The sequence below is a fragment of the Blastococcus sp. LR1 genome (genome assembly GCF_020166105.1).
GTDB lineage: Bacteria > Actinomycetota > Actinomycetes > Mycobacteriales > Geodermatophilaceae > Blastococcus.
Genome location: NZ_JAIUJY010000002.1, coordinates 307,060 through 333,692, shown reverse-complemented (window position 1 = coordinate 333,692; position 26,633 = coordinate 307,060). Strand labels below are relative to the sequence as shown.

21 protein-coding genes and 1 tRNA gene are annotated in these 26,633 nt (G+C 73.5%); 17 read left to right on the top strand and 5 right to left on the bottom strand.

All coding sequences use genetic code 11. The features are described from left to right. Positions 1 to 20 precede the first annotated feature (20 nt). From mfd to LBW97_RS06225, 10 genes are all read left to right on the top strand, one after another. Positions 21 to 3,566, top strand: a complete 3,546-nt coding sequence (mfd, locus tag LBW97_RS06270) for a transcription-repair coupling factor (protein ID WP_224498551.1) — start codon at positions 21 to 23, stop codon at positions 3,564 to 3,566. A gap of 35 nt (positions 3,567 to 3,601) precedes the next feature. Continuing rightward, entirely contained in the window at positions 3,602 to 4,606 is a 1,005-nt protein-coding gene (locus LBW97_RS06265) for a SurA N-terminal domain-containing protein (protein WP_224498550.1), read from the top strand. Positions 4,607 to 4,610: 4 nt separating this feature from the next. Further along, positions 4,611 to 5,549, top strand: coding sequence for a MazG family protein (locus LBW97_RS06260; RefSeq protein WP_224498549.1), 939 nt, complete (start codon positions 4,611 to 4,613; stop codon positions 5,547 to 5,549). 323 nt (positions 5,550 to 5,872) lie between these two features. Beyond that, the gene (locus LBW97_RS06255) at positions 5,873 to 7,477 is read left to right on the top strand and encodes an HNH endonuclease signature motif containing protein (RefSeq protein ID WP_224498548.1); all 1,605 of its coding nucleotides are present in this window, start codon (positions 5,873 to 5,875) and stop codon (positions 7,475 to 7,477) included. A gap of 97 nt (positions 7,478 to 7,574) precedes the next feature. Then, positions 7,575 to 7,892: a hypothetical protein gene (locus LBW97_RS06250; RefSeq protein WP_224498547.1), complete on the top strand. Its 318-nt coding sequence runs from the start codon at positions 7,575 to 7,577 to the stop codon at positions 7,890 to 7,892. 552 nt (positions 7,893 to 8,444) lie between these two features. Then, positions 8,445 to 9,722, top strand: a complete 1,278-nt coding sequence (eno, locus tag LBW97_RS06245) for a phosphopyruvate hydratase (RefSeq protein ID WP_308010428.1) — start codon at positions 8,445 to 8,447, stop codon at positions 9,720 to 9,722. Positions 9,723 to 9,732: 10 nt separating this feature from the next. Continuing rightward, complete coding sequence (locus LBW97_RS06240; protein WP_224498546.1) at positions 9,733 to 10,323, top strand: septum formation initiator family protein; 591 nt, start codon at positions 9,733 to 9,735, stop codon at positions 10,321 to 10,323. After that, entirely contained in the window at positions 10,320 to 10,826 is a 507-nt protein-coding gene (locus LBW97_RS06235; RefSeq protein WP_224498545.1) for a DUF501 domain-containing protein, read from the top strand. The genes LBW97_RS06240 and LBW97_RS06235 overlap by 4 nt, the downstream gene beginning before the upstream one ends. Then, on the top strand, positions 10,823 to 11,776 hold the full coding sequence (locus tag LBW97_RS06230) for a Ppx/GppA phosphatase family protein (RefSeq protein ID WP_224498544.1): 954 nt from the start codon (positions 10,823 to 10,825) through the stop codon (positions 11,774 to 11,776). The genes LBW97_RS06235 and LBW97_RS06230 overlap by 4 nt, the downstream gene beginning before the upstream one ends. Continuing rightward, positions 11,766 to 12,527: a uracil-DNA glycosylase gene (locus LBW97_RS06225; protein ID WP_224498543.1), complete on the top strand. Its 762-nt coding sequence runs from the start codon at positions 11,766 to 11,768 to the stop codon at positions 12,525 to 12,527. Before LBW97_RS06230 ends, LBW97_RS06225 begins: the two co-directional genes overlap by 11 nt. On the opposite strand, the gene LBW97_RS06220 is transcribed toward LBW97_RS06225, so the two are convergent. Then, positions 12,528 to 13,400, bottom strand: a complete 873-nt coding sequence (locus tag LBW97_RS06220) for an alpha/beta hydrolase (protein ID WP_224498542.1) — start codon at positions 13,398 to 13,400, stop codon at positions 12,528 to 12,530. 110 nt (positions 13,401 to 13,510) lie between these two features. Here LBW97_RS06220 and LBW97_RS06215 point away from each other — a divergent pair. The 5 genes from LBW97_RS06215 (at position 13,511) to LBW97_RS06195 (ending at position 17,801) form a co-directional block, all read left to right on the top strand. Further along, positions 13,511 to 13,584, top strand: a tRNA-Leu gene (locus tag LBW97_RS06215). A gap of 83 nt (positions 13,585 to 13,667) precedes the next feature. Next, entirely contained in the window at positions 13,668 to 14,261 is a 594-nt protein-coding gene (locus LBW97_RS06210) for a TetR/AcrR family transcriptional regulator (protein WP_224498541.1), read from the top strand. Between the two features lie 5 nt (positions 14,262 to 14,266). Continuing rightward, entirely contained in the window at positions 14,267 to 16,447 is a 2,181-nt protein-coding gene (locus LBW97_RS06205; protein ID WP_224498540.1) for an MMPL family transporter, read from the top strand. A gap of 45 nt (positions 16,448 to 16,492) precedes the next feature. Then, positions 16,493 to 16,786 (top strand): hypothetical protein, encoded by a 294-nt coding sequence (locus tag LBW97_RS06200; protein ID WP_224498539.1) that lies wholly within the window; start codon positions 16,493 to 16,495, stop codon positions 16,784 to 16,786. Between the two features lie 151 nt (positions 16,787 to 16,937). Beyond that, a complete protein-coding gene (locus LBW97_RS06195) occupies positions 16,938 to 17,801 on the top strand; it encodes a Bax inhibitor-1/YccA family protein (RefSeq protein WP_304505409.1) in 864 nt (287 codons plus the stop codon). Positions 17,802 to 17,874: 73 nt separating this feature from the next. Here LBW97_RS06195 and LBW97_RS06190 read toward each other — a convergent pair whose 3' ends face one another. Next, the gene (locus LBW97_RS06190; RefSeq protein WP_224498537.1) at positions 17,875 to 19,095 is read right to left on the bottom strand and encodes an acetyl-CoA C-acetyltransferase; all 1,221 of its coding nucleotides are present in this window, start codon (positions 19,093 to 19,095) and stop codon (positions 17,875 to 17,877) included. A 129-nt stretch (positions 19,096 to 19,224) separates the two neighbouring features. Next, a complete protein-coding gene (locus tag LBW97_RS06185; RefSeq protein WP_224498536.1) occupies positions 19,225 to 20,253 on the bottom strand; it encodes an SGNH/GDSL hydrolase family protein in 1,029 nt (342 codons plus the stop codon). An 89-nt stretch (positions 20,254 to 20,342) separates the two neighbouring features. Between LBW97_RS06185 and LBW97_RS06180 the strand changes: the two genes are divergently transcribed. Further along, complete coding sequence (locus tag LBW97_RS06180; RefSeq protein WP_224498535.1) at positions 20,343 to 21,710, top strand: DUF2252 family protein; 1,368 nt, start codon at positions 20,343 to 20,345, stop codon at positions 21,708 to 21,710. Here LBW97_RS06180 and LBW97_RS06175 read toward each other — a convergent pair. Beyond that, positions 21,707 to 23,692 carry a VWA domain-containing protein gene (locus LBW97_RS06175; protein WP_224498534.1) on the bottom strand — a complete coding sequence of 662 codons (1,986 nt, stop codon included), beginning with the start codon at positions 23,690 to 23,692 and terminating at the stop codon, positions 21,707 to 21,709. The genes LBW97_RS06180 and LBW97_RS06175 overlap by 4 nt on opposite strands. Before the next feature lies 1 nt (position 23,693). Then, positions 23,694 to 25,157 (bottom strand): sigma 54-interacting transcriptional regulator, encoded by a 1,464-nt coding sequence (locus LBW97_RS06170; RefSeq protein WP_224498533.1) that lies wholly within the window; start codon positions 25,155 to 25,157, stop codon positions 23,694 to 23,696. 192 nt (positions 25,158 to 25,349) lie between these two features. Here LBW97_RS06170 and ilvA point away from each other — a divergent pair, with 192 nt between their 5' ends. Further along, on the top strand, positions 25,350 to 26,564 hold the full coding sequence (ilvA, locus tag LBW97_RS06165; protein WP_224498532.1) for a threonine ammonia-lyase: 1,215 nt from the start codon (positions 25,350 to 25,352) through the stop codon (positions 26,562 to 26,564). Positions 26,565 to 26,633 lie beyond the last annotated feature (69 nt).

The window sequence follows — 26,633 nt, the reverse complement described above, 5'->3', positions numbered from 1 at the left end:
ATCCTCAGGAGTAGAGAAGCGTGACCCTGCGCGGCGTGCTCGACGTCGTCCTCACCGACCCCGGGATGGCCCGCGTGGTCGCCGCGGCGGGCAACGCCGAACTCGCCGTCACCGCGCCGCCGAGCGTGCAGCCCCTCGTGGCCGCCGCGCTGGCGGCTGCCGGTGGCGGCGACGGGGTGCCGGTCCTCCTGGTCACCGCGGGGGAGCGCGACGCCGACGCCGCCGCCGACCTGCTGCGCTGCTTCCTCCCGCAGCGGCGGATCGAGACGTTCCCCGCGTGGGAGACGCTGCCGCACGAGCGGCTCAGCCCGCGTGCCGACACCGTGGGCCGCCGGCTCGCGGTGCTGCGCGACCTCACCCACCCGGGCGCGAACGGCACCATCGACGTCCTCGTGGCGCCGGTGCGCAGCGTGCTGCAGCCGATGGCCCCCGGCCTGGGCGACCTCGTGCCGGTCGAGCTGAAGTCCGGCGACTCCGCGGATCTCGAGCAGATCGCCCGCGCGCTCTCCGACGCCGCCTACACCCGGGTGGAGCTGGTCGAGAAGCGCGGCGAGTTCGCCGTCCGCGGCGGGCTGCTCGACGTCTTCCCGCCCACCGAGCCGCACCCGGTCCGAGTGGAGTTCTGGGGCGACGAGGTCGACGAGCTGCGCTACTTCTCCGCCGCCGACCAGCGCTCGCTGGACGAGCGGCCGGAGCGGCTGTGGGCGCCGCCGTGCCGCGAGCTGCTGCTCACCGAGGAGGTGCGCGCCCGCGCCGCCACCCTCGCGGCGTCGCACCCCGGCCTGATCGAGGTGCTCGGCAAGCTGGCCGAGGGCATCGCGGTGGAGGGCATGGAGTCGCTCACCCCGGCGCTCATCGGCGGTGCTGCCATGCAGCTGCTCACCGATCTGGTGCCGGCCGGCACGCACGTGCTGGTCGCCGATCCCGAGCGGGTCCGCAGTCGCGCCGCCGACCTGGTGCGCACCGCGGAGGAGTTCCTCGACGCGTCCTGGGCGATGGCCGCGGAGGCGGGAGTGGCCCCGCTGGACCTCGGGGCGTCGTCGTTCCGCGACCTCGCCGACGTCGAGGCCGCGGCCCGCGGCCGGGGGCTGCCCTGGTGGACAACCGGGTCGTTCACCGTCCAGGCCGAGGACGACGAGCACCAGGTCACCCTGGACGCGACGCCGGTGGACAGGTTCCACGGCGAGCAGGTGGCCGCGGTGAAGAAGATGCGGGACTGGCACCGGCAGGGGTGGCGGGTCGTCGTCACCTTCGCCGGCCCGGGCCCCGCCCAGCGCGCCGCGGACCAGTTCATGGAGGCCGAGCTCGGCGCCCGCCTGGTGCCCGACATCGACCGGGCGCCGGACAAGGCGCTGACCCACGTCACGCAGGGCAACCTCGAGGCCGGGTTCGCCTTTCCCGGCATCGGCCTGGCGCTGCTCACCGAGCACGACCTCACCGGCCAGCGCGGCACCTCGATGCGCGACGCGACCAAGATGCCGGCCCGCCGGCGCAACGCCGTCGACCTGGTGCAGCTGCAGCCCGGCGACCTCGTCGTCCACGAGCAGCACGGCATCGGCCGCTACATCGAGATGATCAGCCGCACCGTCAACGGCGGGCAGCGCGACTACCTGATCGTCGAGTACGCGGCGTCGCGGCGGAACCAGCCGGCCGACCGGCTGTTCGTGCCGACCGACTCCCTCGACCAGCTCACCCGCTACGTGGGCGGCGAGGCCCCGTCCCTGTCCAAGCTCGGCGGCGCGGACTGGAAGAACACCAAGGCCAAGGCCCGCAAGGCGGTCAAGCAGATCGCCGGCGAGCTGATCCGGCTGTACTCCGCGCGGATGGCCAGCAAGGGCCACGCCTACGGGCCCGACACGATCTGGCAGCGCGAGCTCGAGGACGCCTTCCCCTTCCAGGAGACGCCCGACCAGCTGGCCGCGATCGACGAGGTCAAGGCGGACATGCAGAACCCGATCCCGATGGACCGGATCATCTGCGGCGACGTCGGCTACGGGAAGACCGAGATCGCGATCCGCGCGGCGTTCAAGGCGGTGCAGGACGGCAAGCAGGTCGCCGTCCTGGTGCCGACGACGCTGCTGGCCAACCAGCACTTCAAGACCTTCTCCGAGCGCGTCGCGCAGTTCCCGGTGACGGTGAAGGTGCTCTCCCGGTTCCAGTCGGACAAGGAGACCACCGAGATCCTCCGCCAGCTCGCCGCCGGGGAGGTCGACATCCTGGTCGGCACCCACCGGCTGCTGCAGCCGACGACCCGGTGGAAGGACCTCGGTCTGGTCATCGTCGACGAGGAGCAGCGGTTCGGCGTCGAGCACAAGGAGTACCTGAAGACGATGCGGACGGCGGTCGACGTCCTCTCGATGTCGGCCACTCCGATCCCGCGCACGCTGGAGATGTCGCTGACCGGCATCCGCGAGATGTCGACGATCCTCACCCCGCCCGAGGAGCGGCACCCGGTGCTCACCTACGTGGGCGCCTGGGCCGACAAGCAGATGGCGGCGGCGATCCGGCGCGAGCTGCTGCGCGACGGCCAGGTCTTCGTGATCCACAACCGGGTGCAGTCGATCGACAAGGCCGCGGCGAAGATCCGGCACCTGGTTCCGGAGGCCCGGGTCGCGGTCGGCCACGGCCAGATGAGCGAGGCCGAGCTCGAGCGGGTCATGGTCGGGTTCTGGGAGAAGGAGTACGACGTCCTGGTCGCGACCACGATCGTCGAGTCCGGCCTGGACATCCCGAACGCCAACACCCTGATCGTCGACCGCGCCGACACCTTCGGCCTCTCCCAGCTGCACCAGATCCGTGGCCGCGTCGGCCGTGGGCGGGAGCGGGCCTACGCCTACTTCACCTACGACCCGACCCGCACGCTCACCGAGACCTCGGTGGACCGGCTGACCACGATCGCGAACAACACCGACCTCGGCGCCGGCATGGCCGTGGCGATGAAGGACCTGGAGATCCGCGGCTCGGGCAACCTGCTCGGCGGCGAGCAGTCCGGGCACATCGCCGGCGTCGGCTTCGACCTCTACGTGCGGCTGGTCGGCGAGGCCGTGGCCGACTACCGCTCCCAGGTGACCGGCGAGGACGCTCCCGTCGAGCCGGTCGAGGTCCGGGTGGACCTGCCGGTCGACGCGCACCTGCCGCACGACTACATCCCGGGCGAGCGGCTGCGCATGGAGGCCTACCGCAAGGTCGCCTCGATCTCCGACGACGACCAGGCGCAGGCGGTGCTCGACGAGCTCACCGACCGGTACGGCGCTCCGCCGGCGCCGGTGCTCAACCTGCTCGCGGTGGCCCGGTTCCGGGTGGCGATGCGCGCGCTCGGCATCACCGAGGTGTCGCTGCAGGGCCGGAACATCCGGATCGGCCCGGTCGACCTGCCGGAGTCCAAGCAGATGCGGCTGGCCCGGCTGGCCGACGGCGCCTCGTACAAGGCGGCGGTGGAGACGATCGTGCTGAAGATGCCGGTCGGCCCCGACCGCCGCACCCCGCTGCGCGACGTCGCCCTGCTGGAGAACCTGCACTCGGTGCTGCGGGCGGTGCTCGACACCCCTGTGGCGGCGGCCTCCTGAGGCACAGCTCACACGGGGTGTGGGAGGGTCCCGGCGTGCTGACGCGCCGAGCTCCCCGCGCCCGGGCCGCCGTCCTGGTGGTGGCCGCCGCCCTGCCGATCCTCGCCGGGTGCCGGTCGGCGCCCGACGTCGCGGCCTACGTCGGCGACGAGCAGGTCACCGTGACCGAGCTCGAGGATGCGGTTCGCGATCGGCTGACCGACGACGGCGTCGCCGGCTACGCCGAGCAGAGCGGCGACGCGGAATTCACCCGCCTCGTGCTCGACGGGCTGATCCAGCGCGAGGTGTACTCGGCCGCGGCGGAGCGCCTGGACGTGCGCATCGACGACGACGACGTCACCCGCCGGATCGAGCAGCTGTTCGAGGAGCAGGTGGACGCGGCCTACCAGCAGCTGGCGGAGCAGCAGGGCCTCGGCCGGGCGGACGTGCGCGAGCTGGTCCGCCAGCAGCTGCTCCGGCGCGAGCTGGCCGCCCGCGAGGGCGAGGCCGACGCCCTGGAGGAGTCGGCCCTGCGCGAGCGCTACGACGAGGTGCGGCCCACCCTCGCCCAGCTCGAGTTCGGGTACCTGACCGTGCCCGACCAGGGGGTCGCCGACTCGGTCCTGCGTGATCTGACCGCCGCCCCGGCTCGGTACGCCGAGCTCGCCGCGCAGTTCCCAGGGCCGTTCACGCTGCCGGAGCTGGACCGCCGCGCGCCGGACGAGGTGCCGCCCCCGCTGGCCGACCAGCTGCAGGCCGCGGCGCCCGGCACCGGCTTCACCGCCGCGATCGAGGAGACCGGGGGCGTGGTCGTGGGCTTCGTCGCCGAGACGGTCTTCCCGTCCTTCGAGGACCTCCGCCCGCAGCTGGAGGAGGAGGCCGCGGGACAGGCCGACGCCGCGGGCGACGAGCTGGTCGCCGAGGTACGCGACGATCTCGACCTGCGGGTCAACCCGCGCTACGGCGTCCTCGAGAAGGGGCGGTTGGTCGAGGGCGAGGGCGGAGTCGTCGCCCTGCTCGAGGACGCGGCCGAGGCGACCGAGGGTGGCGCGGCAGACTGACCGGGTGCCCGTCGCGCTCGCTCTGACCGTCAGCTCCTCCCTGCCCGGCCTGCTGGGCCCCGCCAGCTGGCGGGCGGTCTCCTCCGGAGCGCCGCTGGCCGCGCTGCCGGGAGCGGCGGCGACCGCCGAGGTGCTGCGCGCCGAGGGGTGGGCGGTCACAGACGTCCCCGACACCGCCGCCGCGGAGGCGCTGCCCGGCGAGGTCGTGCTGCTCGTGCCCGACGACGAGCCGATCGCCGCGCCGTCGGTGGTCGAGGGAACTCCTCGCCCGGCCGGTGCCCGGTTGCTCGACGTCGTCGCCGTCATGGACCGGCTCCGCTCGCCCGGCGGTTGCCCCTGGGACGCCGAGCAGACGCACGCCTCGCTGCGCGGCTACCTGCTGGAGGAGGCGCACGAGGCCTACGACGCGATCGTCGACGACGACGCGGTGGGGATGCGCGAGGAGCTGGGCGACGTCCTGCTGCAGGTGGTCTTCCACGCCCGGGTCGCCGCCGAGGCCGCCGCCGACCGCCGCTTCGACGTCGACGACGTCGCCGGGGACCTGGTGGACAAGCTGGTCCGCCGGCACCCGCACGTCTTCGGGGACGCGGGCCCGCGTGATGTCGCGCAGGTCGAGGCCGGCTGGGACGAGATCAAGAAGGCCGAGAAGCAGCGGACGTCGCCGACCGAGGGAGTCTCCCGGTCGCAGCCGGCGGCCTCCTGGGGCGCCGCGCTGGTCCGCCGGGCAGGTCGGGCCGGGCTCTCGACACCCCCGCCGGCGGAGCTCACCGTGCGCAGCCCCGAGGAGCTGGGGGAGCGGCTGCTCGCCGTCGTCGCCGCTGCCGAGGGCCGCGGCTGGGACGTCGAGGACGCGCTGCGCGAGGCGGTGCGGCGGTACGCCGGGGAACTGGACGCGGAGGCTGCGGCGGCGGCTGCCACGGCCTCGGCGGACCGACCGGCCTAGTCCTTCTCTCCCCGTTCGTCCACCGGTCGGCGCCTCGTCCACAGGACGGATCTCCGCTGGTCAGGACGCCGTCCCCCGGTATCATCGAACACATGTTCGATACGGGGTGGATCGATGGGGCAGACATTCGCCCGTCCCCGTTCGAACGCGCGCTCTCCACGGCGTTGCTCGATCGTCCGCGGCCGCTCGTGGTCGAGGTCGTGCACCCCGACCGGGTGGTCGCTTGGGAGCGAGGCCCGCTCCCTGGTGGCTGCACGGGGCGCCGGCCGGCAGGGCAGGACTCCGCGCCGGACGATCTCGCCGACCTGAGGGGTGTCCTCGACGTGGGCATCGACCACCTGGAGCAGGCCGTCGCCGCGTCCCGGGCGATCGCACGCCTGTCGGCCGTGGTCGCGACGTCGCTGGCCGCGTTCGCCCGCTGCCGACCGGCGGCGCTGCTGGACCGGCAGCCGGGGGAGCAGGGGGCCATGTCGGCCGCGACCCGGAACGCGCGCCCTGCTGCGCTGTCCGAGGTGAGCGAGTGGGCGGTCGACGAGGTGGCCCCCTCGCTGAGCGTCACCTCGGCGGCGGCCGGAGCGCAGCTGGTGGAGTCGCTGACGCTCGTCGAGCGGCTCCCCGGCACGCTCGACCTGCTCGCGCGTGGCGAGCTGAGCCCGGCGCACGCCCGGCAGATGGTGAACGTGGTCGGCCCGGTCGAGGACGACGTGCTGCGCGCCGAGATCGAGGCCCACGTGCTGGGCCTGCGCGGCCGCAAGACGCCTCCTCAACTCGGCGACTGCGCGCGGCGGGTCGTGCTCCGCAAGGACGCCGATGCCGCGGCGCGCAAGCTGGTGGCCGCGGTCCGGGAGCGCGGTGTGCGGCTGTTCGACCGTCGCGACGGCACGGGCACGGTCTCGATCGATCTGCCGCTGCCCGCCGCGGCGGCGATCTACCGGGCGCTGGAGAGGTACGCCGACGAAGCCCGGACCGACGGCGACGAGCGGACGAAGCAGCAGCGCATGGCCGACTGCATCCAGGACCTGGTCCTGCGACCGGGCGAGAACGGTATGCCCCCGGTCACCGTCGCGCTCACCCTCGTGGCCACGCTGGAGACGATGCTGGGTGGGGCCGAGCCCGGGCAGCTCGAGGGCAAGCTGGTGTCGGCCGAGATGGTTCGTGAGCTGGCGTACACGCTCGGCCTGCTGCCGCGCCCCGAGCCCGATCTCGCGGACCTGCCCGAGCCCGATCTGGCGGACCTGCCCGACCCCGCTGCGGCCCACCCCCACCCCGAGCCCCGCCCTTACCCGCCCAGGAGCGAGGCAGCACCGGCGCCCACTCCCGTGGAGGACCGCACGCTGAGCGAATGGCTCGCGCTGGCCCGGGCGCGGAACGAGGCCGCGGTCAGGGAGGCGTTGACCGGTGCGAAGCAGGCGATCCTCGACGGCACCTGGACCGACGGCGAGCAGCGCGCACTCCTGGACGTGGGAGCGCTGGTCGGCGTGCGCGACACCGACGGGACGGGCCTCGCGCATCGGCCGCACATCGCCGTCGTGGACAAGCTGCGCGGGAGCCTGGTCGCGCTGACCGACGCCGCGGGCATCTGCCGCGGGTCGGCCCTCGGTCCACCACCAGCGACTGCCGGCTACACCCCGGGCGCGGCTCTGGACCGCTTCGTCCGGCTGCGCGACCGGCGCTGCCGTTTCCCGGGGTGCCGCGCCCGTGCGCGCACCTGCGACCTCGACCATCGACAGGAGTGGCCCGAGGGCGCGACCTCGCACGAGAACCTCTGCTGCCTGTGCGAGCACCATCACCGGCTCAAGCACCAGGCGCCGGGCTGGCGCTTCGACGAGTCGGACGATGGGGGGCTGGCGATCACCATGCCCAGCGGCGAGGTGCTGATCAGCCACCCGCCGCGGTTCGGCAGCGACGTCGACGTCCCGCCCTTCTAGTCGCGGCACGCAGGCAACCAACCAGCGAGCCGAGGGACCGGTCATGCCGTCGGCGTCCCCAAGCGGTCCACTCAGGGGCGGCTCCTAGGGTGGTGAGGTGCTTCGCCGAAAGCGACTGAAGGTCGACGACCCACGCCTCGTGTGGCCCTCTTGGTCGGTCGACCTGCCAGGTCTGTCTGAAGCAAACGCGAAGCGCGTCATCGCGTGGTCCGCCAAGGAGCAACTCGCGATCGGCGGCAGCCCGGTCGATCCCGCTGTCTCATTCACATCTCACATCGACCGAGCGATGGCCGAGTCTCTGCGTGATGGGTTGCGTATCGCACTCGACTCGAAGGCGTTGAGCGAAGAACAGCGGGACCTGATGGCCGGCTTCGCGGAGACGCTGGACGACTGGCTAGCCAACGCCACGGACTGACCCCGCACTCGTCTGGAGGTCAGTGTCAGGCCGGAGCACGCATGGCGCGTGTCTGCTCAGCTGCCCGGTCCCTGAGCGGCTCACTAAGGGACGTCTGGTGGCCTCATGCCGTTCCGCCTGGCGTAGTGCTCGTTGATCCGTCGACGTACCGGGGGTAGGCGAAGCAACATCATGCCTACGAACACGCCAGTTGGCCCCGCCGCCCCGTTCCAAGTGTCGCCGCCAAGCCAGTATCCGAGGCCTGCGGAGCAAGCGATGAGCAGAAGGTAGACCGGCACGACGACGGTCAGCGGCGCCCGGAAGAAGGGGTGCTGGTCGCCCCTTGAAGACCTTCTGGTGCCCACGGCTGAACCTTGTCATGCTCGCCACAGAGCCCCCGGTGTCTGAGCGCAGTTCACTGAGTGGGGTGTCCCTGAAGCCGCTTCAGGGCGAGTTCTGCGGACCGGGCAGGCGAGGGCTGGTCCGGACCTGGCGTTCGGCGGGCCATCGCTGAGAAGCCTGGCGGTGCGCTGGTGACGAGCGGGAACGCCCCGCCCGGTTAGGCTGTCCGGCGTGCCGAGCATCGATGCCGTAGGCGCGCGGGAGATCCTGGACTCGCGCGGAAACCCCACCGTTGAGGTCGAGGTCGCCCTCGACGACGGGACGATCGCCCGGGCCGCCGTGCCCAGCGGCGCCTCCACGGGAGCCTTCGAGGCCGTGGAGCTGCGCGACGGCGGTGAGCGCTACGGCGGGAAGGGCGTGACCAAGGCCGTCGACGGCGTCCTCGACGTCATCGGCCCGGAGCTCGTCGGCTACGAGGCCACCGAGCAGCGCCTGGTCGACCAGCGCCTGATCGACCTCGACGGCACGCCGGACAAGTCGCGGCTGGGCGCCAACGCCATCCTCGGCGTCAGCCTCGCCGTCGCCCGCGCCGCCGCGGACTCCACCGGCCTGCCGCTGTTCCGCTACGTCGGCGGCCCCTCGGCGCACCTGCTGCCGGTGCCGATGATGAACATCCTCAACGGTGGCGCCCACGCCGACAGCAACGTCGACGTCCAGGAGTTCATGATCGCCCCGATCGGCGCGGCGACCTTCGCCGAGGCGCTGGCCATGGGCACCGAGACCTACCACGCGCTCAAGGCCGTCCTGAAGCAGCGCGGGCTCTCCACCGGCCTGGGCGACGAGGGCGGCTTCGCCCCGTCGCTGCCCAGCAACCGCGACGCCCTGGACCTGATCGTGGAGGCCGTGCAGGCCGCCGGGTACACCGTCGGCACCGACATCGCGTTCGCGCTGGACGTCGCGGCCACCGAGTTCCACTCGGGCGGCTCCTACGCCTTCGAGGGCAAGCAGCTGTCGTCGGACGAGATGGCCGAGTACTACACCGGCCTGGTCGACGCCTTCCCGATCGTCTCGATCGAGGACCCGCTGGACGAGCAGGACTGGACGGGCTGGGTCTCGCTGACCCAGGCCCTCGGCGACCGCGTGCAGCTCGTCGGCGACGACCTGTTCGTCACCAACCCCGCGCGGCTGGCCGACGGCATCGCGCAGGGCGCGGCCAACGCCCTGCTCGTCAAGGTCAACCAGATCGGCACGCTCACCGAGACCCTCGACGCGGTCAACCTGGCCCACCGCAGCGGCTACCGCTCGATGATGAGCCACCGCTCGGGCGAGACCGAGGACACCACGATCGCCGACCTCGCCGTCGCCACCGACTGCGGGCAGATCAAGACCGGTGCCCCGGCCCGCAGCGAGCGCGTGGCCAAGTACAACCAGCTGCTGCGCATCGAGGAGGAGCTCGACGACGCCGCCCGCTACGCCGGTGCGTCGGCCTTCCCGCGGCTGAAGGTCTGATCGGGAGCGGATGAGCAGCGTTCGGGGGCGGCGGGGAGGCCCCCCGGCCGACGGCGGTCGCGGCGGCCGGGTCTCCCGCGCCACCGGCCGGGTGCCACGGGTGCACTCGACCCGGCCGGTGCCCTCGGGCCTGCGGTCGGGAGCCTCCAGCCGTCCCGGGCAGCGGCGCACCGACCGCCGTCCCGAACGCCGCTCGTCCGCCTCGGCGCGGCGCCGGCCGCTGTTCACCGGCCGGGCCGTGCTGCTGGTCGGGCTGATCCTGCTGCTCGCGCTCACCCTCGCCGGCCCGATCCGGCAGTACCTGGCCGGGCAGGCGGAGCTGGCCCGGCTGGCCGCCGAGGGCGAGGCGCTGGACCAGCGCGCCGCCGACCTGCGCGACGAGCTGGACCGGCAGTCCGACCCCGCCTACGTGGAGCGGGAGGCGCGGGAGCGGCTGGCCTACGTGCTGCCCGGTGACCGGCTGGTCATCGTCGTCGACGGCGAGGCGGTCGAGGGCGACGCGGGAACGCTGGCCGAGGCGACCGAGGAGCCCGAGCCCCTGTCCTGGTACGAGGGTCTGATGGCGTCGGTCGCCGACGCCGACGGAGGAGCGACGAAGTGAGCGAGCCGGTGTCCCCGGAGGACCGGGAGACCGTCGAACGGCAGCTGGGTCGTGCACCGCGGGCCCTGACCGCCGTGGCGCACCGCTGTCCGTGCGGTCAGCCCGACGTCGTCGAGACCGCTCCGCGGCTGGAGGACGGCACTCCGTTCCCGACCCTCTACTACCTGACCTGCCCCCGGGCGTCGGCCGCCGCGAGCCGGCTGGAGTCGGCGGGCCGCATGCGCGAGTGGCAGGACGAGCTGGCCACGAACCCGGAGCTCGCCGAGGGGTACCAGGCGGCGCACGAGGCCTACCTCGCCACCCGCGACGCCAAGGACGTGCTGCCCACCCGGTCCACCGCCGGCGGGATGCCGGACCGGGTCAAGTGCCTGCACGCCCTGGCCGGGCACGCCCTCGCGGCCGGCCCCGGCGTGAACCCGGTCGGCGACCGCGCGGTCGACGAGATGGGGGAGTGGTGGGCGAAGGGCCCGTGCGCGCTCCCCGAATCAGGGGACGACGCGTGACCCGGGTCGCGGCGATCGACTGCGGCACGAACTCCATCCGCCTGCTGGTGGCCGACGTCCCCGCCCAGGGCGGGCACACCGACCTGCTGCGCCGGATGGAGGTCGTCCGGCTCGGCCAGGGCGTCGACGCCACCGGCCGGCTGGCCCCGGAGGCCATCGAGCGCACCCGGGTCGTGCTCGCCGAGTACGCCGCGCAGGCCCGCGAGCTGGGCGCCGAGAGGGTGCGGATGGTGGCCACCAGCGCGACCCGGGACGCCGCCAACCGCGCCGACTTCGAGGACATGGTGCAGACGACGCTCGGCCGCCTGCCCGACGTCGTGACCGGCCGGGAGGAGGCCGAGCTCTCCTTCCTCGGCGCCACCGGCTCCATCGCGGCGGCGGCCGCTGCCCACGACCTGGCCCCCGCCCCGGCGCCCTGGCTCGTGGTCGACATCGGCGGCGGCTCCACCGAGTTCGTGCTCGGCGGGACCGACGGCGTGACTGCGGCGCGATCGGTCGACATCGGCTGCGTGCGGCTCACCGAGCGGCACCTGCGCGACGACCCGCCCACCGCGGAACAGGTCGCGCTGGCCGAGCGCGACATCCGGGCGGCGCTGGCCGAGGTGACCGCCGAGGTGCCGGTCGGCCAGGCCGCGAGCCTGGTGGGGCTGGCGGGCTCGGTCACCACGGTGGCCGCCCTGGCACTGGAGCTGCCGGACTACGACTCCGAGGCCATCCACGGTTCGCGGATCGCGGTCGAGGACGTCCGCCGGACCTCGGCCGACCTCCTCGAGGCCACCCGGGAGCGCCGGGCCGCGGAGCCCGTCATGCACCCCGGGCGGGTCGACGTCATCGGTGCCGGCGCGCTGATCCTGCGGGTGCTGATGGACGAGTTCGGCCTGTCCGAGGTGACCGTCAGCGAGCACGACATCCTCGACGGCATCGCCCTGCGACTGGCACGTGGCAACTGACGCGGGCGGCTTCCCCGTCACGCGCACGCCCGCCGGGGTGGCCCGGTCGGCGCGCAGCACTCCTGACCTGACCGTCCTGGATGCGCGGATCTCCGGCTGCTACGCCTGCCCCCGCCTGGTCACCTGGCGGGAGGAGGTCGCCCAGGTGAAGCGGGCCTCGTTCCGGGACGAGGACTACTGGGGCCGTCCGGTGCCGGGGCTGGGTCCGGCCGACGCGCGGATCGCCGTCGTCGGCCTGGCGCCGGCCGCGCACGGCGGCAACCGGACCGGCCGGGTCTTCACCGGCGACCGCAGCGGCGACTGGATCTTCGCCGCGCTCTGGCGGGCCGGGCTGGCCAACCAGCCGACGTCGACCCATATCGGCGACGGCCTGGAGCTGACCGACGTGCGGGTGGCCGCCGCGGTGCGCTGCGCTCCGCCGGCGAACGCGCCGACTCCGGAGGAGCGGGACACCTGCTCGCCCTGGCTGGCCCGCGAGCTGGAGCTGCTGCCCCGGCTGCGGGTGATCGTCGTCCTCGGCGGCTTCGGCTGGACCGCGCTCTGGCCGGTGCTCGCTGCGGCGGGGTACGCGCTGCCCCGGCCCCGACCGGCGTTCGGGCACGGCGTGGAGGTGTCGCTGGAAGGCCCGCGCGGGCTGTTGACCCTGCTGGGCAGCTACCACGTCAGCCAGCAGAACACCTTCACCGGACGGCTCACCGAGCCGATGCTCGACGCCGTCCTCTCCCGAGCGACCGAGCTGGCCGCCGGTTGATCAGTGCGCCGACAGGTGCGCCGCCAGCGCCTCGCCGAGCGCGGTGACGGCGGTCGTCGACTCCCGGACCGAGCCGGCCGAGACCTGGAAGACGTGCCACATGCCGTCGAAGCGGCGCAGGTCGACCGGCACCCCCGCGGCCCGGGCGAGCTCGGCGAGCCGCACCGCCTCGCCGAGCAGGATCTCCCGGCTGCCCACCTGCACGACCATCGGCGGGAGGCCGCCCAGGTCCGCGGCCAGCGGAAAGAGCTCCGGCGCGCGCAGGTCGCGGCCGGGCGCGAACTGCGCGGCACATCGGGCCATCCACGCCGGCTGCAGCATCGGGTCGACCAGGTCGTCCCGCCGGTCGGCGCCGGAGAGGTCCAGCCACGGCGAGATGAGGGCCAGCGCCGCCGGGAGCGGACTGCCCTCGTCGCGCAGCCGGAGCGCCGCGGTCAGGGCCAGCCAGCCGCCCGCGGAGTCACCGGCGAGGACGGTCCGCTCCGGGCGGTCGGTTCGCTCCCGCAGCTCGCGGTAGGCGGCCAGGGCGTCGTCCAGGGCAGCCGGGAACGGGTGCTCGGGGGCCAGCCGGTAGTCCAGCAGGTGCACGACCGCGCCCGAGGTGGCCGCGATGTAGGTGGCGAGCGTCCGGTGCGTGGCGGCGGAGCCGTTGGTGAAGCCGCCGCCGTGCAGGTACAGGATCTCGCCCGTGGACGGCGTGCTGTCGGGGACCATCACCTCGGTCGGCCGCCCGCCCAGCGTGCCCGGTCGGACGTCGATCCCCGGCGCGGGCGGCGTCGCCGCGCTGACCGTGTCCAGCCAGCGCCGCTGCACGGCCACCGGCACGCGGTCGCTCAGGACCGGGCGCACGAGGGTGCGGACGACGGTGCGCATGACGCCGGCGGGCAGCTGGGGTGGTCGTCTCGGGGCCAACGGTTCCTCCGGTACGGGATCGGGGGCAGCGGGGTCACCGTAAGGCCAGGGCCGGATACCGTGCGCAGCACGCCCCCGTAGCCCAATCGGCAGAGGCAGACCCCTTAAAAGGGTTGGAGTGTCGGTTCGAGTCCGACCGGGGGCACCGCAGAGCCCTGTGAGCAACGGCACCGACCCGATCGTCCGGTAAACCGACCGATCCGGTCGGTTGCCCGTAACCTGTTTTCCGTGGCCAGACCGTTCCGGCAGCAGATCGACGAGGGCATCCTCGATCGCGCAGCTGCGCTGTTCGCCCGCCAGGGCTTCGCCAAGACCTCGATCCAGGACATCGCCGACGCCGTCGGCCTGTCCAAGGCCGGGCTCCTGCACCACTTCCCGAGCAAGGACGCGCTGCGCGAGGCGGTGATCGCGCAGGTCGCCACCGTGGCCGACCGGGTGCTCGACACCGTCCGCCACCTGCCGGCCGGCCCCGACCGCGACCGGTGCGCCGTCGAGTTCGTGGTGGACGCCGCCCTGGCGCACCCTGGACTCGTGGCCCTGCTCATCGCTCCCATGACGCGGGGCGACGGCGGGGCGCTGACCGACGGCGCCGCACCCGAGGCCGCCGTGCTGGAGGCCTTCGGGGTCGACCTGGAGACCACGGGTCCCGAGCGGGTCGTGCGGGTGCTCGGCGCCCTGGGGGCGCTGGCCGTCCTCACCCTCGCGGCGCACGACCAGGACCAGACCACCGCGTGGCGCGCGCACCTCGCCGCCACCTGCTTCGACGCGCTCGGCCACGGCCGTTCCGCCGCTCTTCCCAGCTCCGACCAGGTGGAGGCCTGACCAGCATGGCTCTTCTGTTGTCCCGACTCGGCGCGTTCTCGCACCGGCACCGGCTCTCCGTCGTCCTCGTCTGGCTGGCGGTCCTCGCCGGTGGCGGCGTCGGCGCCGTGACCCTGGCCGGTGAGACCTCCAGCAGCTTCTCCATCCCGGGCCAGGAGTCCACCGTCGCCCTCGAGCGGATCGGCGACGAGTTCGGCGCCGGGGGCGAGGGCGCGACCGCACGCGTGGTCGTCGTCGCCCCGGACGGTCAGACGCTGACCACGCCGGAGGGCGCGACGGCGATCGGTGAGCTGGTCGCCGAGCTCGGGGAACTGCCCGGCGTGGTCTCCGCGACGAACCCGCTGGACCCCGCCGCACCCTCGGTCAACCGGGAGCAGGACACCGCGTACAGCACGGTCACCTACGACGCGGCTCCCGGAGAGGTCACCCCGGCCCAGCAGGAGGCGCTCCTCGAGGCCGTCGACGGCGCCCGCGACAGCGGCTTCACCGTCGAGGCCGCCGGCGAGGCCACCCAGGAGGTGCCGCACGTCGGCGGGCCCTCCGAGGCGATCGGCGTCCTCGTCGCGCTGCTCGTCCTCGCCATCACCTACGGGGCGCTCGCCGTCGCCGGCATGAACCTGCTGACGGCGACCGTCGGAGTCGGCATCGGCGTCCTCGGCGTCACCATTGCCACCGGGTTCACCGACCTGTCCTCGACCACCCCGACGCTGGCCGCCATGCTCGGCCTGGCCGTGGGCATCGACTACGCGCTCTTCATCATCACGCGCTACCGGCAGGAGCTCCGCCAGGGCTCCGACGTCGGCACGGCCATCTCCACCGCCGTGGGCACCGCCGGGTCGGCGGTCGTCACCGCCGGCCTCACCGTGGTCATCGCGCTGGCCGGCCTGTTCGTCGTCGGCATCCCGTTCCTGACCCAGATGGGTGTCGCGGCCGCCGCGACCATCGTCGTCGCCGTCCTCGTCGCCCTGACCCTGGTCCCGGCCGCGCTGAGCTTCTTCGGCCGCCGCGCGCTGCCGAAGAAGCAGCGCGCCGAGGCTCCCGGTGGAGCACCGATCGGCCGGGGCTTCCTCGCCGGCTGGGCCGCCGCCGTCGCCCGCCACCGCGTCGTCAGCCTGCTGCTGAGCATCGTGGTCCTCGGCGTGCTCTCGATCCCGTTCTTCTCCATGCAGACGACGCTGGTGCAGATGCCGGCGGCCGACAGCACCCAGGAGCGGGCCGAGCAGCTCCTCTCCGACGGCTTCGGCCCGGGCTTCAACGGCCCGCTCGCCGTCCTGTTCGAGGGCGAGGGCGCTGCCGAGGTCGCCGCCGGCGTCACCGCCGCGATCAGCGAGGTCGACGACGTCGTCACCGTCACCCCGCCGACCCCCAACGCCGACGGCACCGCAGCCCTGCTCAGCGTCATCCCGGAGTCCGGCCCGACCGACCCGGCGACCGAGCAGCTGGTCGCCGACCTCCGTGCCGAGCTGGCCGACCTCGACGGCGGCGTCGAGGCCTCGGTCACCGGTGCGACCGCGGTGAGCGTGGACGTCGCGCAGAGCCTGGACGAGGCGCTGCCGGTCTACCTCGGTCTGGTCGTGGGTCTGGCGCTGGTCCTGCTGGTGCTGGTCTTCCGGTCGATCCTGGTGCCGCTGGTCGGCGTCCTGGGCTTCGTCCTCACCGTCGGCGCCTCGCTCGGCGCCACCGTCGCGGTGTTCCAGTGGGGCTGGCTGGCCGACGTCGTCAACCTCGACGGCACCGGCCCGCTGATCAGCCTGACGCCGATCCTCGTGATCGGGATCCTCTTCGGCCTGGCGATGGACTACCAGATCTTCCTGGTGTCCCGGATGCACGAGGCGCACAGCCACGGGGCCTCGCCGCTGGACTCGATCCGCACCGGCTTCCGCCAGGCGGCGCCCGTCGTCGTCGCGGCCGCGCTGATCATGTTCTCGGTGTTCGCCGGGTTCGTGCCGGCCGGTGAGGCGACGATCAAGTCGATCGCCTTCGCGCTCGCCGCCGGCATCCTCTTCGACGCCTTCGTCGTCCGCATGGTGCTCGTCCCGGCCGCGCTGGCGCTGATGGGGGAGAAGGCCTGGTGGCTGCCCCGCTGGCTGCAGTGGCTGCCGGTGCTCGACGTCGAGGGCTCGGCTCTGGAGAAGTCGACGACCGGCCGCCACGCGGCTCCCGAGCTGGTCTCCGCCGAGAACTGAGCCCCCGGACGGGCCTGACCGCCGCAGGGTGGGTAGGCCCGTCCCATGGCACGCAACGCCGCGGTGGCGGCGACCGGGCAGTGGACCGACCCGGACGACGGGATCCGCTATCCCTCCGGGGAGGTCCACGCCTGGGAGCGGGGCCGCAACGAGACAGCCTGCGGGCTCGCGCTCAGCAGGTCCCGGCTGTCCCGCTTCCCGCACGTGCCGTGGCCCGACGTCCAGCCGGAGTCGGGGCGGCACGCCGAGGAGGTGCAGCTGGTCTGCCGGAAGTGCCGAGCGGCACAGGGTGCCCGCCGCGACGAGCGGGGCTGGCAGCGCACCAACCCGCGACCGTGAGTACGCAGGTCGACCCGCATGTCCGCCCGCATGGCCCGCACGAGGGAACCTGGGCCCTCAGGAACGCTTTCGGCGTGTCGGGCGTTGACCAGACCGAGTGGAGTGCACGAAGTTGGCTCCACGACCGACGAGTCCTCTCGAGGAGATGACGATGGCCAGTAAGAACCCGGCGTTCAGCCGCGGCTTCGGCAACAACGCAGGCCCCGGCCAGCCCTACGCCGGTGGGGGCAACGCGCCCCAGTACGGGGCGCCGCAGTACGGCGCCCCGGGCCAGTACGGCGCCCCCCAGTACGGCGCCCCGGCCCCGCAGGACCAGTACTCCGCCCCGTCGCCGTACGGCACGAGCCCGGCGACGCGGTACATGACGATGGACGACGTCGTCACCAAGACCGGCATCTCGTTCCTGGTGACCGTCCTGGCCGCCGCAGCGGTCTGGGCGATGCCCGGCAACGCGGCCTGGGGCCTCGCGCTCCCCGCGGTGCTGGTCGCCTTCGTGCTCGGTCTGGTCATCAGCTTCAAGCAGATCGCCAACCCGGTCGCGACGCTCGCCTACGGCGCCCTCTTCGGTGTCGCGCTCGGCGCGATCAGCGAGGCCTTCGACTCGATGTTCCCGGGCATCGTGATGCAGGCGGTGATCGGCACCTTCGGTGTGTTCGCGGGCATGCTGGTGATCTACAAGACCGGCGCGATCCGCGTGACCCCGAAGTTCACCCGCTGGATGATGGGCGCCCTCATCGGCGTCCTGGTCCTCGTCGTGGCGAACCTCGTGGCCGGCTTCTTCGTCGAGGGTGGTCTGGGTCTGCGTGACGGCGGCCCGCTGGCGATCATCTTCAGCCTCGTCGTGATCGGTGTGGCGGCGTTCTCGCTGCTGCTCGACTTCGACATGGCCGACGAGGCCATCCGTCGCGGCGCCCCGGCGAAGTTCGCCTGGTACATCGCCTTCGGCCTGCTGGTCACGGTCATCTGGCTGTACATGGAGATCCTGCGCCTGCTGTCGTTCCTCCAGGACGACTGAGCGCCAGCGCATACGACAGTGGCCCGGTCCCCCTCGCGGGGGGCCGGGCCACTGTCGTTCCTGCGTCAGCGCATCAGCTGAGGCGCTCGAGCACCATCGCCATGCCCATGCCGCCACCCACGCACATCGTCTCCAGGCCGAAGGTCTTGTCCTTGGTCTGCAGGCCGTTGATCAGCGTGCCGGTGATCCGGGCGCCGGTGCTGCCGAAGGGGTGCCCGACGGCGATGGCGCCACCGTGCACGTTCAGCTTGTCGATGTCGATGTTCAGGTCGCGGTAGCTCGGGATGACCTGCGCGGCGAACGCCTCGTTGATCTCGACGAGGTCGATGTCGTCGATGGTCATGCCGGCGCGCTTGAGCGCCAGCTTCGAGGCGTCGACCGGGCCGTAGCCCATGATCTCCGGCGAGAGGCCGGTGACCGCGGTCGAGACCACGCGGGCCAGCGGGGTGAGGCCCAGCTCGGCGGCCTTGGTGTCGCTCATGATGACCACGGCGGAGGCGCCGTCGTTGAGCGGGCAGGCGTTGCCGGCGGTGACCCGGCCGTCGGGGCGGAAGACCGGCTTGAGACCGGAGATGCCCTCGAGGGTGGTGCCCGGCCGCGGGCCGTCGTCCTTGGTGACGACGGTGCCGTCGGGCAGCGTGATCGGGACGATCTCGCGGTCCCAGAAGCCGTTGTTGATGGACTCCTCGGCCAGGTTCTGGCTGCGGACGGCGAACTCGTCCATCTCCGCGCGGGTCACGCCCTTGAGCAGCGCGAGGTTCTCCGCGGTCTGGCCCATGGAGATGTAGATGTCAGGGACCTGGCCGTCGTCACGGGGGTCGGCCCACGAGTCGGCGCCGCTCTCGGCGATCTTGGCGCCACGCGCCTGCGCGTCGGTGAAGAACGGGTTCTGGGTGTCGGGCAGCGAGTCGCTGTTGCCCTTCACGAACCGCGAGACGGTCTCCACGCCGGCGGAGATGAACACGTCGCCCTCGCCGGCCTTGATGGCGTGCAGCGCCATCCGGGTGGTCTGCAGCGACGAGGAGCAGTAGCGGGTGATCGTCGTGCCGGGCAGGTGGTCCATGCCCAGCAGCACGCTCACGACGCGGCCCATGTTGTGGCCCTGCTCGCCGCCGGGGAGGCCGCAGCCGAGCATCAGGTCGTCGATGTCGCGCGGGTCCAGGGAGGGGACCTTGTCCAGGGCGGCGCGGACGACGGCGGCGGCGAGGTCGTCGGGCCGCATGTCCTTGAGGGATCCCTTGAAGGCGCGGCCGATGGGCGAGCGCGCGGTCGAGACGATGACGGCTTCGGGCATGGGTCCTCCACGATGAGGTGGTCCGACACGGCGCGCCGGACATCGGTCATCTCGGAAAGTACCCCGGCACACCTGCGGCGCATCCCTCTACCGGAGCATCCCCCGCCCGGTGTGGTCGGCGTCACTACCTCAGTGCAGGTCGGCGGGCTCCGCCTCGGTCTCGGCGCGCTCGGCCTCTTCCGGCGTGGGCACGTCGGTCGGCCGGGGACGGCGCAGCAGCGCCCAGGGGCCCCGCGGGCCGGTGTCGGAGCCGGCGACCTCGGTGCCCTGGACCTCGGTGCCGGGCCGGCTCGCGGCCCGGGCGGCGGCGCGGGCCACCGGCCGGACGGACTCGCTCCGCAGCGCACGCAGCCCCCGGCCCGTGCCGGCCGGCCACACGCCGACGGCGTCGGCCACCGCCGGCAGCAGGACGGCAGCGGCCGCGGCGTAACCGAACGCGCTGGGGTGGAACTGGTCGTTGCTGAACATGCCGTGGTCGGAGGCGAACGTCGGGCCGAGCAGCGAGCCGAGCGAGACGGTGCGCCCGCCGGCCTCGACCACCGCGATGGTCTGGGCGGCGGCCATCTGCCGGCTCCACCGGCGGGCCAGGGTGCGCAGCGGCTGGGCGATGGGCCGGATGGTGCCCAGGTCCGGGCAGGTGCCGACGACGACCTCGCAGCCGGCCGCGGTGAGCCGGCGGACGGCGTCGGTGAGGTGGCCGACGGAGACGGCGGTCGGCGTCCGGCTGGTGACGTCGTTGGCGCCGATCATGATGAGCGCGACGGCGGGCTTCTCGGCGAGCGCGCGGTCGACCTGCGCCTCGAGGTGCGCGGCGCGCGCTCCGGTGACGGCGAGGCGGACCAGCCGGACCGGGCGCTCGGCCAGTTCGGCGAGCCCGGCGGCGACCAGCACTCCGGGGGTCTGCGAGGCGCGGGTGACGCCGAGGCCCACGGCGCTGGAGTCGCCCAGCACGGTGAACACGATCGGCTTCGTGCGACCGCGCCCGTAGACGCCGTCACCCGAGGGCGGGTCGTTCCTGTCGGTGTGGGCCTCGACCGTCCGGCGGGCGGCGCGGGCCTCTTCGCGCAGCAGGGCGAAGAGAGCGGCTCCGGCAACGGTCACGCTGCCCCCGCCGTAGGCGGCGCCGGTCCTGAGGAGTCGGGCGGTGTCGGTACGCATCGTCGTCCCTCCGTCCCTGCTGGTCGGCGCCCCGGTGCTCGTTGCCCCAGTGGCCCTGCTGACGTTATCGGCCGCCTACGGTGCGACCTGTGGCCCCTTCTCCTGCGGACCTGACCCTTTCGGGCGATGACGACCGACGAACTCGTCACATCGTCGACGTGCTGGTGGAGGCGTTCGGCGAGCTGATGGACGCCGACGCCGACGCCTTCCGCACCAAGTTCCGGAAGATGGCGGCCGATCCGTTCGCCTTCTACCGGGGCAGCGCGCCCCTGTTCTACGCGGACATGGCGACGATCGAGGACCGCTGGAGTGACGAGCGGACGTCGCGCGTGTGGATCCAGGGCGACCTCCATGCGGAGAACTTCGGCACCTACATGGACGGCGCCGGGCGGATCGTCTTCGACGTCAACGACTTCGACGAGGCCTACCTGGGGCACGTCAGCTGGGATCTGCGCCGATTCGCGGCGAGCTTCGCGCTGCTCGCCTGGCGCAAGGCGCTCGGGGACGACGTCATCGCCGACCTGCTGTCGCTGTACCTGAATTCCTACCTCGACCAGGTGGAGGCGTTCACGTACTCCGACGAGGACCGCTCCTTCGCGCTGCTCGCCGGCAACACCGAGGGCGCCGTGCACGACGTGATCCTGGAGACCACGGCCCGCACCCGGCTGGGGCTGCTGCAGCGGATGACCGTGGTGGAGGACTTCCAGCGGCGGTTCGCCGACCGGCCGCGCAACCGCCGTCTCGACGACGCCGAGCGGGACCGCGTGCTCGCCGCGCTGGAGCGCTACCGGGAGACGGTGCCTTCGGGCCAGCGCCGCCGGGAGGTCACCTACGACGTCAAGGACGTGATCGGCACCGGTGGCTTCGGCATCGGCAGCGCCGGGCTGCCCGCGTACAACGTGCTGCTCGAGGGCTACGACCAGGCGCTGGAGAACGACGTCGTGCTGTCGCTGAAGCAGGGCAACGTGCCGGCTCCCAGCCGGGTGGTTCCCGATCCGGAGATCCGTTCCTACTTCGAGAACGAGGGCCACCGGACGGCGCTGAGCCAGCGGTCGCTGCAGGCCAACGCGTCGCAGTTCCTGGGCTACACCGAGATCGACGGCCGCGGGTTCGTCGTCGCCGAGCTCTCGCCGTACGAGGTCGACCTGGACTGGGAGGACCTCACCGAGCCCGACGAGATCGCCCCGGTCATGGCCCAGCTCGGCCGGGCGACGGCGAAGCTGCACTGCGTCGGGGACGCCGACAGCGACCACACCCTGGTGCCGTTCCAGACGGAGGAGGCGATCACGGCGATGATCGGCGACCGGCGCGAGGAGTTCGTCGCCGACCTGGTCGAGTTCGCCCGCTCCTACGCGCTGCGCACGCAGGAGGACCACCGGTTGTTCGTGAACGCCTTCCGCGCCGGGCAGATCCCGGGCATCAGCTCCAGCGGCTCCCACCCCCTGCCGGCCGACTAACGAGATCGGCGCCCCTTCCTCGTCCGCAGGTAGTCGGCGACCACGTACTCGCCCAGCCGGTCGGCGTCGGGCTGGAACACCCGGCCACCCGCCCGCTGGGTGAGGTCGTGGACGAAGTGCACCAGGCCGGGGTCGGGGTCCAGGGCGAAGACGTTCACAGTCGCCCCGGACCGCGCCACCCGCTCGACCTCGGCCACCGTGCGGGCGATGGTCTCGGGCATCGGCGGCCAGCAGAAGAACGGCGCCCCGTCGTCCTCCAGGTGGGCGGTGGGCTCGCCGTCGGTGACCACCAGGACCACCGGCTCGGCGTCCCTGTGCCTGGCGAGGAACCGCCGCGCGAGCATCAGGCCGTGCTGCAGGTTGGTGCCCTGCAGCGTGTCGACGGACAGCTCGGCGAGGGTCTCCGGACGCAGCACCTGGGCGGTCGAGGAGAAGCCGATGATCTCGATCGCGTCCTGCGGGAACTTCGTCGTCACCAGCGAGTGCAGCGCCATCGCCGTCGACTTCGCCGCGCCCCACGTGCCGCGCAGCGCCATCGAGTAGGAGAGGTCCACGAGCAGGGCGACGGCGGCGCCGGTGCGCCGCTCGGTCTCCACCACCTCGAAGTCGTCGACGGCGATGCGCACCCGCCGCTGCCCCTCACCCCGCGGCTCGGAGGCCGTGCGCAGGACGGCGTTCTTCACCGTGCGGACGACGTCCAGCGGCTGCTCGTCGCCGAACCGCCACTCGCGCGAGCTGCCGGTGAGCTCCCCGGCGGCTCCTGCGTCGGCGACGTCGTGCTCACCGCGGCCGGTGGCGTCGAGCTGGGCGAACACCCGGCGCAGCGCGGTCGCGCCCAGCCGGCGCACCGCCTTGGGCGAGAGCTCGAGCTTGCCCTCGGTCCGGTTCAGGTAGCCCTGTCGCTCGAGTTCCCGCTCCAGCTCACGGAGTGCGGCGAGGTCGTCGGCGGCCGAGCGGCCCAGGGCGCGCTCCAGCAGCTCCTGGTCGACGTCGGCCAGCGAGGCGCCGGCGTATCCCTGGGAGAGCTGGTTGGACAGCGCCTCCAGGTCGGCGAGCTCGGCGACGGCGCTGGTGGCGTCACCCAGACCGAGCGACGGCTCGCCGTCGGGCACCTGGCCGCGCTGGCCCCACGGGAGGTCGGGCCGGGCCTGGCGGAGCGCGTCGGAGAGGTGGCTCATCTCGCTGGCCAGCCCCATGTCCTCCATGGTCTGGGCCATCAGCTCGCCCAGTTCCGCGCGCTGCTCGGGGGAGAGGCCGGCCATCATGCGTTCCTGCGCGGCGGCGCGGCGGGCGAGGGAGTCGATCAGCTCCTCGACCGTCCCCGGCTGGTCGGGGAAGAACTGGCCGTGCTGCTCCATGAAGTCGGCGAACTGCTGGTCGGTGTCCTCGCCGCGGTTGTGCGCGTCGACCAGCCGGGACAGGTCGGCGACCATGTCCTTGACCGCCTGCAGATCCTCGGGCGAGCTGTTCTCCAGCGCCTGCTTCATCGATGCGAAGGAGCTGTCGAGCACCTCCCGGCGGAGCAGGTCCTGGATCTGCTCGTAGGCCTGCCGGGCCTCGGCCGAGCGCCAGTCGTAGTCCTTGAGCGACCGGACCGCGCCCGCGGTGTCCTCGGGCAGCGCGTCGAGCTCGGCCTCCTTGAGCCGCGCCATGTCGTCCGGGTCGGGGAACAGCTCGCGCCGCTCGGCCTCGACGGCGCGGTCGAGCAGCTCGCGCACCTCCTGGAGCGTCCCGTCCATCCGGCCCGCGGTCCGCGCCTTGCGCAGCCGGTCGCGGACCTCCCGGCGCAGCTCGTCCAGCCCGCGGCGGCCCTCGGCGCCGCGGCGCAGCAGCTCGCGCAGCGCCTCGCGGACGCCGCTGCCGCCGAGCACCGAGTCGCCGATCTCGTCGACGGCGTTGCCCAGGTCGTAGGGCGGGGCGAGCGGGTCCGGCCCGCCCTGCCACCGCCCGTACCGGTACCCCTTGGGGGCGCGGTGCGCCATCTCAGGCCCCGTAGACCGTGCGGCCGCCGTCGGTGTCCTTGGCCAGCCGGCGGGTCAGGTAGAGGCCTTCGAGCGCGAACTCGACAGCCGCCGCGGCCTGCTCGGCGGACTGGTCGCCCTCCGGCACGCCCAGGCGGCCGAGCAGCTCCGCCAGCTTCGGGATGGTGCCCAGCTGGCCGAGCAGCGCCGGCGCCGGCACCAGCTCGCCGGACTCGACGGTCTCCCCGCCGGTGAAGTGCTCCTGCAGCCCGGTCAGGTCCAGCCCCGCGCACCGGGCGCGGAAGGTCTGGGCGGTGGCCTGGCGCAGCAGGTGGTCGAGGATCTCCAGCTCGCGGTCGTCGTCCGGGTCGGAGCCGGAGTCGGCGAACTCCACCTTGCCGCGGCTGGCCGGGACGATCGCCGGCAGGTCGACCACCCGCGCGACCGGCCGGGTCTCCCCGGCGACCGCGGCACGGCGGACGGCGGAGGCGGCGACGGTCTCCAGCCCGGCGATCGCGAACCGGGCGCTGACGCCGGAGCGGGAGTCGACGTGGCTGGACTCGCGGACCAGGCGGGTGAACCGGGCGACGATCTCCACCAGGTGCGCCGGCACCACCGGCTGCGCGAGGTGGTCGGCGCCGAACGCCGTCGGCCAGCTCAGCGCCGCCTCCTGCTGGAGCAGCCGGATCTCGTCGGCGAGCTCGATCGGGTAGTGGGTGCGCACCTCGGCGCCGAACCGGTCCTTCAGCGGGGTGATGATCCGCCCGCGGTTGGTGTAGTCCTCCGGGTTCGCGCTGGCCACCAGCAGCAGGTCCAGCGGCAGCCGGACGCGGTAGCCGCGGATCTGGATGTCGCGCTCCTCGAGCACGTTCAGCAGCGCGACCTGGATGCGCTCGGCGAGGTCGGGCAGCTCGTTGACGCTGAAGATGCCGCGGTTGGTGCGGGGGACCAGGCCGTAGTGCACCGTCTCCGGGTCGCCGAGCGTGCGGCCCTCGGCGACCTTGATCGGGTCGACGTCGCCGATGAGGTCGCCGACGCTCGTGTCCGGCGTCGCCAGCTTCTCCCCGAAGCGCTCGCTGCGGTGCAGCCAGCCGACCGGGGTGGCATCGCCGTGCTCGGCGATCTGGCGGTGCGCCCAGACGCTGATGGGCTGGAGCGGGTGCTCGTTGAGCTCGCTGCCGACGAGGACCGGGGTCCACTCGTCCAGCAGGCCGACGAGGGTGCGGATCAGCCGGGTCTTGCCCTGGCCGCGCTCGCCGAGGAGCACGAGGTCGTGGCCGGCGATGAGCGCCCGCTCGACCTCGGGCAGCACGGTGTCCTCGAACCCGACCATGCCGGGCAGCGAGGGCTCGCCGGCGGAGAGCCGGGTCAGCAGGTTGGCGCGGATCTCGGCCTTGACCGGCCGGAAGGTGGCCCCGGTGGCACGGAGCTCGCCGAGAGTGGTGGGTGCGGGGGAAGCGGACGCGGGTGCGGGGGTCTCCGTCACCCCCGAAACGGTACGACGGGGATGCGACACGCGGGACGGCTCGCGCTGCGCCGCGACGTGGGCCCGGCCGCGGCACCGGACGTCCAGCCGGGCCACGGCTCGGCCCGACGTCGGCCGAGGTGGCCAGACCCCCGTGAGCGACGCACCGACGGCATCGCCGCGGTGGCCGACGGTTGCTGCGAGGATCGCGACGTGTCCGTGCCCCTCGTCACCGGCGCCGACGTCGAGGCGGCCGCGGAGCTGCTGGCCGGCGTCGTCCGCCGCACCCCGCTGGAGCACTCGCGGGGCCTGGCCGACCGGGTCGGCGGCCCGGTCTGGCTCAAGTGCGAGAACCTCCAGCGCACCGGCTCCTTCAAGCTCCGTGGCGCCTACACGCGGATCGCCCGGCTGACCGACGCCGAGCGCGCGCGGGGCGTGGTGGCCGCCAGCGCCGGGAACCACGCCCAGGGGGTCGCGCTGGCCGCCCGCCTGCTGGGCGCCGAGGCGACCGTCTACATGCCCGAGACCGCGCCGCTGCCCAAGGTCGCCGCGACCGAGGCCTACGGGGCGCGGGTCGAGATGTTCGGGCTGTCGCTCGCCGAGCCGCTGCTGGCCGCGGCCGAGCACGCCGAGCGCACCGGCGCCGTCTTCATCCACCCCTTCGACCACCCCGACGTCATCGCCGGGCAGGGGACGGTCGGGCTGGAGGTCCTCGAGCAGTGCCCGGAGCTGGCCACGGTGCTGGTGTGCGCCGGTGGCGGGGGACTGGTCTCCGGGATCGCCGCGGTGGTCAAGGAGCGCCGTCCCGACGTCCGGGTGGTCGCGGTCCAGGCGGAGACGGCGGCTGCGCTGCCCGGCTCGCTGGCCGCGGGCCGGCCGGTGGCGCTGACGTCGATGAGCACGATGGCCGACGGGATCGCCGTCCCGAAGCCCTCGGACCTCTCGTTCGCCCACGTGCAGGGCCTGGTCGACGAGGTGCGCACGGTCAGCGAGGAGGACCTGTCCCGGGCGCTGCTGTTCTGCCTGGAGCGGGCGAAGCTGGTCGTGGAGCCCGCGGGGGTCGCGGCGGTGGCCGCGGTCCTGGCCGATCCGACGGCGTTCCGGGCGCCGCTGGTCGCCGTCGTCTCCGGCGGCAACATCGACCCGGTGCTCATGCTGAAGGTCGTCCAGCACGGCATGGCCGCGGCCGGCCGCTACCTCTCCCTGCGCCTGCGGGTGCCCGACCGGCCCGGCTCGCTGGCCGCGGTGCTGGCCGAGCTGGCCACCGTGGGGGCCAACGTGCTGGAGGTCGAGCACGAGCGGACGACGACGCGCCTCGGGATCGGCGAGGTCGAGATCTTCGTCGTCCTGGAGACCCGCGGCCCGGTGCACGCCGGCGAGGTCATCGCCGCCCTGCGCGGCGCGGGCTACGCCGTCACCTCGGAGTAGTCGCCGCCGCGGAGCATGGCCGCGACCGATGAGTTCTCGGGCTGCCGCGAGTCCTGGTTGCTGTCCCGC